At 43.5% G+C, this 10618-nt stretch carries 5 protein-coding genes; 2 read left to right on the forward strand and 3 right to left on the reverse strand.

Annotation, left to right across the window (positions count from 1 at the left end; all coding sequences use genetic code 11):
- Together A1D16_RS15905 and A1D16_RS15910 are read left to right on the forward strand one after the other, a co-directional pair.
- Positions 1–2950 (forward strand): SusC/RagA family TonB-linked outer membrane protein (locus A1D16_RS15905; protein ID WP_290711275.1); only part of this gene is annotated, 2950 nt, incomplete at its 5' end.
- A gap of 17 nt (positions 2951–2967) precedes the next feature.
- The gene (locus tag A1D16_RS15910) at positions 2968–4464 is read left to right on the forward strand and encodes a RagB/SusD family nutrient uptake outer membrane protein (protein WP_290711277.1); all 1497 of its coding nucleotides are present in this window, start codon (positions 2968–2970) and stop codon (positions 4462–4464) included.
- Positions 4465–4603: 139 nt separating this feature from the next.
- On the opposite strand, the gene A1D16_RS15915 is transcribed toward A1D16_RS15910, so the two are convergent.
- The 3 genes from A1D16_RS15915 to A1D16_RS15925 all read right to left on the reverse strand — a co-directional run.
- A complete protein-coding gene (locus A1D16_RS15915; RefSeq protein ID WP_290711279.1) occupies positions 4604–6064 on the reverse strand; it encodes a RagB/SusD family nutrient uptake outer membrane protein in 1461 nt (486 codons plus the stop codon).
- Positions 6065–6082: 18 nt separating this feature from the next.
- Positions 6083–9220, reverse strand: a complete 3138-nt coding sequence (locus A1D16_RS15920) for a TonB-dependent receptor (protein ID WP_290711281.1) — start codon at positions 9218–9220, stop codon at positions 6083–6085.
- 238 nt (positions 9221–9458) lie between these two features.
- A partial coding sequence (locus A1D16_RS15925; RefSeq protein ID WP_290711283.1) for an efflux RND transporter permease subunit occupies positions 9459–10618 on the reverse strand: 1160 nt, incomplete at its 5' end.

Below are 10618 nucleotides of genomic sequence, written 5' to 3' on the forward strand. Positions count from 1 at the left end.
TGGTAATACCATCAATGCCGTTTTAAAAACTTCTGATGCAGATTTGCAGGAAGTAGTTGTGGTGGGTTATAGCAACACCACTAAAGAAGCCTTTACCGGATCTGCAAAAGTTGTTTCAGCGGAAGCGTTAACGAACAAGAACACTTCCAACATCAGCCAGGCACTGGCGGGTGAAGTGGCAGGTGTTCGTGTAATTAATACTACCGGACAACCGGGAGCTGCTGCTACTGTGCGGATTCGTGGTATTGGTTCGGTAAACGGAAACCGTGCGCCTCTGTATGTAATTGATGGTGTTCCGTACGACGGAAACCTGAATGCAATTAATATGGGAGACGTTGAATCAACAACCGTACTTAAAGATGCCGCTGCAACTGCTATCTACGGTGCACGTGGTGCCAACGGGGTAATTATTATTACCACAAAAAATGGTAGAAGTAAGCAACCCTTTATTGAGGTTGATGGAAAAATCGGTACAAACTTCTCCTTACTGCCAAGGCATGATAAAATTACCAGCCCCGAAGATTATATCGGTTTAAGCTGGCAGGCATTATTTAATCAGGCTCGCGCTGCCAATGCTGCAAACCCTGAAGCAACAGCCAACAATAACCTGTTTTCAAATGCTGGTATTGATCCTGATTACAATATGTGGAACGTAGCAAATGGAGCAGAATTAATTGATCCGGCTACCGGAAAAGTTCGTGCAGGCGTTACCAGAAGATACAATCCTGAAGTTTGGGAAGATTATGCGTTCCAGGCCTCTACCAGGCAAGAGGCAAATGTTCGCCTCGGTGGTGGTAATGCTAAATCAAACTACTTTACCTCTTTGGGTTACTTGAAAGATGTTGGTTATTCTATTAACTCTGATTTCCAGCGTTTATCTGCAAGAATGAATGTGAACCAGGAAATTCGTAGCTGGTTAACCGCCAGTATGAATATCGGCTATGCAAATACTACTACCAATCAGAATGGGCAGGGAAGCAGTTCCAACAGCATTTTCTGGTTTGTTGATAATATTCCTTCCATTTACCCGCTCTTTATGAAAGATGCGTCTGGAAACAATATTCCTGATCCGATTTATGGTGGCAGCAGGTACGATTATGGCGAGGCCGGCCGTAAATTTGGTTCACTCACCAACGCCATTGCAGATGCAAATTTCAATACGGTTAAAAGACGTAGAAATGAATTGAATGGAAATACCAACCTGAAAGTTTCTTTTACAAAGTATTTGTCATTTGAAACCAGGTTAGGTGTTCAGTATTACAATGACGCTTTTGTTAACCTGATCAATAAATTCTATGGCTCTGCGGCCGGGCAGAATGGTTCAATCTACCAGTCTAAAACCGAAATGCTGAATACCAATTTATTGAACATGTTGCGTTTCAATAAAGCAATTGGCATGCATAACATTGAAGCGTTGGCTGCCCATGAAGCAACAGATTGGAAACAGTCTTTCGCTGATGCCAGCAGGTATAATCTAGTATCTAACTCCAGCGAAGAACTGAACAACGGTGTTGTATCTACGCCATCTACTTCTTATACCAATAACTTTAAACTCGAAAGTTATTTTGCACAGGTTAATTATAACTATGATGCAACCTATTATTTGTCCGCTACCATTCGTAGAGACGGATCTTCCCGCTTTCTCAACAATAAATGGGGAAATTTCGGATCAGTAGGTTTGGGCTGGATTGTATCCAATGCCGGATTTATGGATAAACAGCGGGTATTTGACTTTCTGAAATTAAAAGCCAGTTATGGTTTGATTGGTGAGCAGGAAGGTGTTGGATTTTATCCTGGTTATGATCGTTTCAACGTGGATAACCTGAATAATAATCCTGCTTTTGCATTTTCAACCAAAGGAAATCCTGACCTGACCTGGGAAACTTCCCAGATGTTCCAAACAGGTATCGAATTTAAACTGGGTACTTACCTGACTGGTTCTGTTGACTATTATATCAAAAATACCAATGATTTGATCTTCGACAGAAGAGTTGGTCCGTCTAGTGGTTTTGCATTGATTAAAGTAAATGACGGCAAACTTCGTAACCAAGGTATTGAGTGGGATCTGACAGCTCATTTATTGAAGAAAAAAGAGTACTATTTTGATTTGGGCATTAATGGTGAACATTTCAAAAATACGATTACCACTATGCCTATTGATCCTTCAACAGGCTTGCCAAAGGCGATCGATAACCAGTCTCCTTATGGATGGGCAAAAGGTGGATCTATCTTTGATTTTTATATGAGGAATTTCGAAGGAGTTGATCCTGCAGACGGATTGTCTCAGTGGACAATGTACTTTGATGACCTTAACAATGACGGTGTATTTCAAACCGGCGAGCAGGTTACTGACTTAGTAGCTTTCCAGGCTGCAAATCCTGACAAAGCAGGTAACCTCATTAAAAGCACGACCAAAAGTTATGCGAATGCAACACAGTACTTTGTTGGTAAATCAAGTATTCCTAAAATTCGGGGAGGTATTAACCTGAGAGGTGGCTGGAAGCAATTTGATATTGCTGTTCAGTTCCTTTACACATTGGGTGGATATGCAATTGATGGTGCTTACCAGAGTCTGATGAATAATGGTCTGATCGGTGGTAACAACTGGCATACAGATCAATTCAAAGCATGGACAACACCCGGCCAGGTAACAGATGTTCCCCGCTTGTCTAACCAACGCGATGCGAACGTAAATGCTACATCAACACGTTTCCTTACAAGAGCTTCTGCTTTTGGTCTGAACAATATCCGTATCGGGTATAATTTGCCCAAATCCCTGAACAACCGTTTGGGAATTGCAGATGCCGGTTTCTTTGTTTCAGGAGACAACCTGTGGATTACTTCAGCACGTCAGGGTTTCAATCCTACCGTATCTGAAAATGGCGGATCCAGTATTTATACCTACGCCCCATTGTCTACCCTTACTGTAGGAATGCGTGTTAAACTTTAATCGGAAAAAAAAAGAAAATGAGAACAAAAAGCATATTAACAGCCCTGGTGATTGGTTCTGTTGTGTTCACCGGCTGTAAAAAAGAATTTCTGGATACAGATGCTACAGAGTTCGTTACCGACAGGGGACTCTCTGAGGCAGTGGCACTGGATCCCAATTTGCTGAATGGAAATATTGCCGGTTTGTATACATCCATGTATACGGCAGAAATTGGCGGTACTACCCAGGATGATGACTTTGGTCAGAAAAGCGTGGATATTTATATGGACATGCTGAGTAGTGATATGGTATTGGGTGCATTGAACTATGGTTGGTATTCGAATGTGGCCAGGTTCCAATCTTCCCTCGACTTTACCCGTATCGACAACTATCATCCCTGGAGATATTATTACCGGATAATTTTTGGTGCTAACCTTATTATTGATGCATTAGGTGGAACAGACGCTACACCCACTGAAGTAAGTGAGCGTCATTTGATGGGACAGGCAAAAGCAATGCGTGCTTATGCGTATTTCTATCTGTCACATGTGTATTCGAAAGAATATGGAGCAGGTACAGAAAAAACAATTCCGCTTTACACCAGCGCTACCCAACTGAACCAGCCGAGAGTAACTGCACAGGAAATTTATAACCTGATTGTAGATGACCTGAACAAAGCAATTGAATACCTGGATGACTTTGAGCGTGCTACAAAAGACCAGGTAAACAAAGATGTTGCAAAAGGTTTGCTGGCATATGCATTGGCTGCAAGAGGAGCTGCAGGCGATTGGGCTCAGGTTGAAACACTAACACAGGATGTAATTGATGCAGGATATCCGGTTACCAGCCGTGGTGCTACGGTTGCCGTGTTATCAGGCAATACGGTTACCAATCCGGAGTCTGGCTTTAATAATGTAGCAACTCCAAGCTGGATATGGGGTGTGGATATCAACCTTCAAAGTGGCCTGGACCTGGTATCCTGGTGGGGACAAATGGATATTTATACCTACAGCTACGCATGGGCAGGTGATCCAAAGATCATTGATATTGGTTTGTATAATTCTATGCGTCCGGATGATATTCGGAGAAACCAGTTTGATGCTGATCTGGCGCCCAGCAATAAATTCTTTGATCCAAAAAGACAAATAGGCGGACAACGTATCATCGAAACAGATTACATCTATATGCGTGTGGATGAAATGTATATGTTGAATGCAGAAGCAAAAGCTAATCTGAACAAAGATGCGGAAGCAATTGCTGTATTGAAGGAAATTCTGGAAAACCGCCTGGATGATGTAAGTTATCTCGATGCCCTGAGTGGTCAGGCATTAAAAGATGAAATTTACAAACAAACCAGGTTGGAGTTCTGGGGTGAAGGAAAATCTTACCTGGCTATGAAACGGAATAAAGCAACCACTACACGTGGAGCTAATCACCTGTTTTTCCCTGGTGAATCATTCCCTTACAATGCAGATGAGTTAACGTTCCCAATTCCTCAACAGGAAGTTATCAATAATCCTAACCTGAATAATTAATATAGGGTTAACCAATAAAAAAGCCGTTGCAGAATTTGCAACGGCTTTTTTATTGCCCGTTCCTTTCAATTTTTTTTACTAAAACAGGCTGCCTCCGAAGAGACAGCCTGTTTTATTGAAATTAGAAGGATGATATTGATTAATTATCCTCACAGAGTGTGTTCAGCAACAACTCGGTGGATGAAATTGGCCAGATATATTCCTGTTGGCTGGGTTGAACAGCACTTACGTTTCCTTTTGCTGGTAAAGGCAATCCTAAACGGGTGTAGTCGAAACCTGCCAGCCCCTCACCAAGGAATTCTATCCTGCGTTCTGTAAAAATAGCATTGGCCAGCGCCGTCGCATCTTCAAAATCAGCGGCTTCAAAGGTAACATTGGGGTCGGAACGATGGCGAACAGCGTTTAACAATGCAATGGCCCGCTCATCAACTGCATTTTCGGAACGGGTAATTGCCTCCGCTAAGCTTAACAATACTTCGGCATACCGGAGAACTGGTGCAAAATCAGTAAACGGAGAACGTTTTGGATATTTATTGAGATAGGGCGTATTATTGTTTCCAACACGAACAATAAGACCTCTTCTTGCATCGGTTTCCAGCCAGCCTGTATTGGAAATGATGCCGGTTGATAACAACGAATATTCTCCGTTTCCACCATTCATTGCAGAAGCGCCATAATAATAACCTAATTGGTTTTGTGTACCAGGTGCTTCATTATCGGCAAACGGCATTGATAAAATAGATTCTGTTGTGGTGTAATTCGTGTACAGTGTAGCAACCTGTGGCTGCAGTGCATGGGGAACACCGGAAGCTGCCACAAAGGGAGCTGTTTCTGGAACCAGTTTATTGGCTTCAGTAATTACATCTCCATAGCGCTGCATTCCCAGCAATACACGCACCTTAAAAGCAATGGCGGTATTTTTATGTGCCCTGGTTGTATTGAGCGTATTGGCTGCTGCTCCATAAGTAGCTGGCAGGTTTTGCTCTGCAAAGTTTAAATCGTCCAGGATCTGGTTATACACTTCTGCTACCGAACTTCTGGCCAGATCATAATTTCCTCCGATGGTATTGGCGGTAAGTCTTAACGGTACGCCGGGTTTGGCCCCATTGCCGTCCCAGTAGGGTCTTGCATACAGTGTTAACAATGCATGGTAACAGATTGCCCGCACAAACCTTGCTTCTGCCTTATAATTGTTGGCCAGCGCCTCTCCTACAACGGAGGTACCTTTGGTATCCATACCAGCCAGGAAAACATTGGCCAGGTTAATGGCAAAATATGCACGGCTCCAAACTGCCTGTACAGAGTTGGAAGAGCTGTTTCCGGGAGTATAGTTCCATACATCAAAACCGGTAACTACGTTGGTACGATCATTCCGGAAATCTCCGCCACGGATATCGTTGAAGATCTGGTAACGTCCGCCGTATAATCCGGCATTTTTGATGGTCGCATACAGGCCATTGATTTGTCCCAGTATCCTAACAGGATTGTCAAATGCCACTGAATACTCTACCTGGTTACTTGGCAGCGGCTCCAAATCTTCTTTTTTGCAGGCTGTCAACACACTTATTGCCAGCGTTGTATATAAAATCTGTTTTTTCATTTTTTCAACTTTTTTTGGTTAGAAACCTACATTAAGACCCACGATAATACCTCTTGCATTCGCAACGGTGTTTCTATCAATACCCTGGTTGGTATTTCCGGTACCGTTGGAAGAAACTTCGGGATCTGGTCCGGGATATTTGGTGCCGATCCAAAGGTTATTACCTGTAACATAGAATCTCAGGCTGTTGATTTTTATCTTATTTACAACCAGTGAAGGCAGGTTGTAGGCAAGTGTGGCTGTTCTGAGTTTAATGAAATCGCCTTTGAATACATTGATATCAAGTGGAAATCCTGATCCGTTGGAAGTGTTATCGCCAAAATAGGATTTCGGCATATCGGTGACATCACCGGGTTTGGTCCAGGCTCTTAACACATCGGTTGAGTTATTCCAGAAACGTTGATCTCGTAAACCTGCATAGGTACCCCAGTACACATAGTTGCCTCCCTGGAAGGTAAACAGGGTATTCAGCTCAAAACCTTTATAGCGGAAGGTATTGTCAAAACCTCCATAATACTTGGGGTTAGTGTTTTTATATACCACAGCATCTGCAGAGCTAACTGTAGGGGCGGTAGTACCATCTGCAAACATAAAGCGGGCACCGCCTGATCCTGCCGGTACTATATGCTGAAAATAGACTTCCTGTCCGGCGCCGTTGATAAAGATACGCCGACCTGTGGCTGGGTCTACCCCGTTGGTACGCGTTACAAACAACATACCCAATGGTTGTCCAACTACTGTTATGCTGGGAGATTCCAAACCGCCGGTTGCAGAAATGATATTATCTACTCCGGGAGCAAGAGAGGTTACTTCATTTTTATTGAAGGTGATATTGAAGCTGGCATTCCAGGAGAAGTCTTTGGTTTGAACTGGTGTACCATTTAAAACTACTTCAAGTCCTTTATTGTACATAGCACCGATATTGGTAGGAATAGTACTTGGTAAACCTGCAGAGGGTGGCGTTGGAACGAAAAGGATCAGGTCGTTCACATCATTTTTATAATAAGTGATTTCACCACTGATACGATCGTTTAACAAACCAAAGTTGATGCCGATATCTGTTTTGGTACTGCTTTCCCATCCGAGATCTGGATTACCTGCCTGACTGAACACGAAGGTTCCGTTACCACCATATAATCCGGAGTTATACAAAGAAAGGGAAGCGTATTGTCCTAAGCCATCGATATTACCTACTTTACCATAACTTCCTCTTAAGCGCAGGCTGCTGAATACATTATCCAATCCTGCATCCTGGAAAAATTTCTCTTTGTCGATATCCCAACCAACAGATGCACCCCAGAAGGTACCCCATTTGTTGTTCAGACCTAATTGAGAAGCGCCGTCTCTCCGAACATTGGCAGAGAAATAATAGCGTTTATCAAAATTGTAGGTCAAGCGGCCGAAATAAGACAGCAGGTAGTTTTCACCAATTCCAAGTCCGGCAGTGTTAGGTGTTCTCCAGCCACCCTGGATATTGGTAAAGTCAGGGTCATTAACACCAATCCGGTTAAGGCCATAACTTTTGTTATTGCTCTTCTGCTGCTCTGTACCTACCAATATGCCAAAATCGTGGTTATTACCAAAAATCTTATCATACTGAAGGGTATTTGACCAAACCCATCTTTTATTCTGGGCAAATAGGGAGGTAGCGCTACCGCCATCTGCAAAACCTTCTCCGGAAATCGGGCTGTAATAAATTTCGTTATCCACCATCAGGTAGTCTACACTGTACTGTGAACGGAAGGCTACTGATTGAATGGGTTTAACCTGGATATAAGCATTGCCGAGAAGGCGACTTACATCTGCATTTCCCCGGTTTTGATCCAACTGAATTACGGGGTTATTGAAACCTACCTGGCCCTGTTTGTTGTTCATCACCCCAATCAATGCACCAGAGTAGTTATAGGAACCATCGTTGTTATATGGAGAAATATTTGGAGCGGTAACTAACGGAACCCGTCCTAAACCTGCTGTTGCAAAAGCATCGCCCAAAGAGCCGGAGCTTACAGCTGACAGGTTTTTTTCACTGGAGTACTGGATTTTTGAGCCCAGTGAAATGGCTTTGTTGATCTTATGATCCACATTCATAACGGCAGTCAACCGTTTAAAATCATTGCGTTTAATAATACCTTCCTGCTCGGTATAAGCTATGGATGTATAATATTTTGTAGCCTCATTACCTCCCGATAAACTCAGGGAATTGTTATGAGAAAAACCGGTCCGGTATACATAATCATACCAATTGGTATTGATCGGTTGTCCGTCGGGGCCTTCGGTGAGATCAAAACGATTGGTGGGCGACAATAAGCCTGCGTTGGTTAATGATTGGTTCTTGTATTCGGTATACTGAAAGGCATCCAGCAGAGAGGGTAAGCGTTGTACACTTGTCCAGCCAACCCAGCTGTCGAGGTTTACTCTTGGGCGGCCTGATTTACCTTTTTTAGTAGTGATAAATATTACGCCATTGGAAGCTCTTGAACCATAAATGGCAGAGGCTGCTGCGTCTTTTGCAATATCAATAGACTCGATATCATTTGGGTTAATGGAGGCCAGTGCGTTGCCCGCAGCCGAGGTAGAACTTGCATCGCCCGAAAACATCGGAATTCCGTCCACTACAATCAGTGGTTGGGAAGAGAGCGAAATAGAGTTGGTTCCCCGAACGCGAAACACGGGCGGCGCATTTAATACGCCGCTGGGAATGGTAATCTGTACCCCCGGCGCACGCCCACCCAGTGCCTGATCAAAGCTCTGAACAGGACGGTTGGCAATGGCATCTCCCTTAACGGTGGCAATATTGCCGGTAATTTCTTTCCGTTTTACTGCAGCGCCATACCCTACTACCACTACTTCCTGCAGATCCTTATCGTCAGCAGACATCGTAATGTTAAATAAACCCCTGTTCCCAATGGTTATTTCCTGGGAAGCGGTGCCTATTGCAGAAAATACCAGCACCCGGGCATTTTCTGGTAGGGTAAGTGAAAAGTTACCGTCTTCGCCGGTGGTAGTACCTACAGTGGTCCCTTTAACCAAAACAGATGCATTGGCAATAGGACTGCCGCTGGCATCTGTGACTCTGCCCGTCACGGTGCGTGACTGAGCCAATAGCTGACCACTGAGCACAAGTATGCCCAATAGTACCAAGACTAATTTTCTCATGTGTGTTTAAGTTTTGACGACTAATTAATGAAGTGTTAAAAATAAGACAATTGATGAACGGTTAATGATGCACCATCAACGGTAAATAGTTGAAAATTTCGGTGAATAAGAAAGGAACTACGGTATTTTAAATATCAGATATATATTTAATTGATCATCAATCGATTAAAATGGAGTTAAAAAACAAGGGGCGTGCAATAAACTGCACGCCCCTTGTTTTTCTAATGAAATTCTAATCTTAGGCCTTGTTTTTCTTCGCTTTTGTAAGGTCAATAAGTAAAGCAGGAAGCAAAACCAGGTTGGTAACGGTAGCAATAACCAGGGTTAGTGACGTCAGCCAGCCCAGGCCCTGGGTGCCGCCAAAACCACTAAAACAGAAGATCACAAATCCTGCAATCAATACCAGTGAGGTATAAATAATACTGATTCCGGTGGAATGAATGGTTTCAATGACCACCCGTTGCCTGTCCAGCTCCGAGCCCCCCTGTTCCTGTTTGTAATTTACCAGAAAGCGGATGGTAATATCAATGGCTATACCAAGCGCCACGCTAAAAATTAATACGGTAGAGGGTTTTAGTGCAATACCAACCCAACCCATTACACCCGCTGTAATTACCAGGGGAACCAGGTTCGGAATCAGTGAACATAAAAGGATCCGGCCATTTTTAAAGAGGTATAACATACAAAGGGCAATCAGTAAAAAGGCCCAGAAAATGCTTTCTTTTAATCCATTAATGATAAAACTGCTGCCTTCCAGGAACGTGATACTGCTGCCTGTAAGGGTTACTTTATATTGACTGGAGTCGAAATATCGTTCCGTGCGGGATTCAATGGAATCCAGCAATTCGGGGAGGCGACGGCTACCGACATCCTTCATATTAACGCTTATCCGCGTTTGCTGTTTGTCTTCATCCATGAAGGATCTTACCAGCTGTCCCATCTGATCGTTTTTGCTGTCCGACCCTTTTATACTCAGGTAGCCAGCCAAAAAACTGATATCAAAACTATTGGGTAGTCCATAGTTACTGCTATCCCCGTCATAGTAAGCCTGGCGGGCAAACTTCATTCCCTCTACTACAGATAAGGGCCTGGCCATTTCGGGTAGGCTGCTGATATAACTGGTTAGCGAATCAATCCGCTCAAACAATTGCAGGGGCTGCCGGCGTAAGCCGTTTTTGATTTTGGTATCCACTACAATTTCCAGGGGCATAACTCCTTTAAAATGCTCCTCAAAAAACTTCAGATCGGCATAGATCTTATCGGTTTTGGGAAGATCATCCACAATATAGCCTTCCGATTTTAAGCGCATGATCCCTAGAACAGCGAATGCGGTGAGCAGAATTGTTGCTCCATAAATGGTTTTTCGGTGGTTGAGCGACCAGCGTTCCAACCGGTCAA

The sequence above is a fragment of the Flavihumibacter sp. CACIAM 22H1 genome, from assembly GCF_001601815.1.
Lineage (GTDB): Bacteria > Bacteroidota > Bacteroidia > Chitinophagales > Chitinophagaceae > Flavihumibacter.

Excerpts from the sequence above, each read along its gene's own strand:
- A1D16_RS15910 (WP_290711277.1), top strand. The coding sequence starts at position 2,968 with ATGAGAACAAAAAGCATATTAACAGCCCTGGTGATTGGTTCTGTTGTG.
- A1D16_RS15915 (WP_290711279.1), bottom strand. The coding sequence starts at position 6,064 with ATGAAAAAACAGATTTTATATACAACGCTGGCAATAAGTGTGTTGACA.
- A1D16_RS15920 (WP_290711281.1), bottom strand. The coding sequence starts at position 9,220 with ATGAGAAAATTAGTCTTGGTACTATTGGGCATACTTGTGCTCAGTGGT.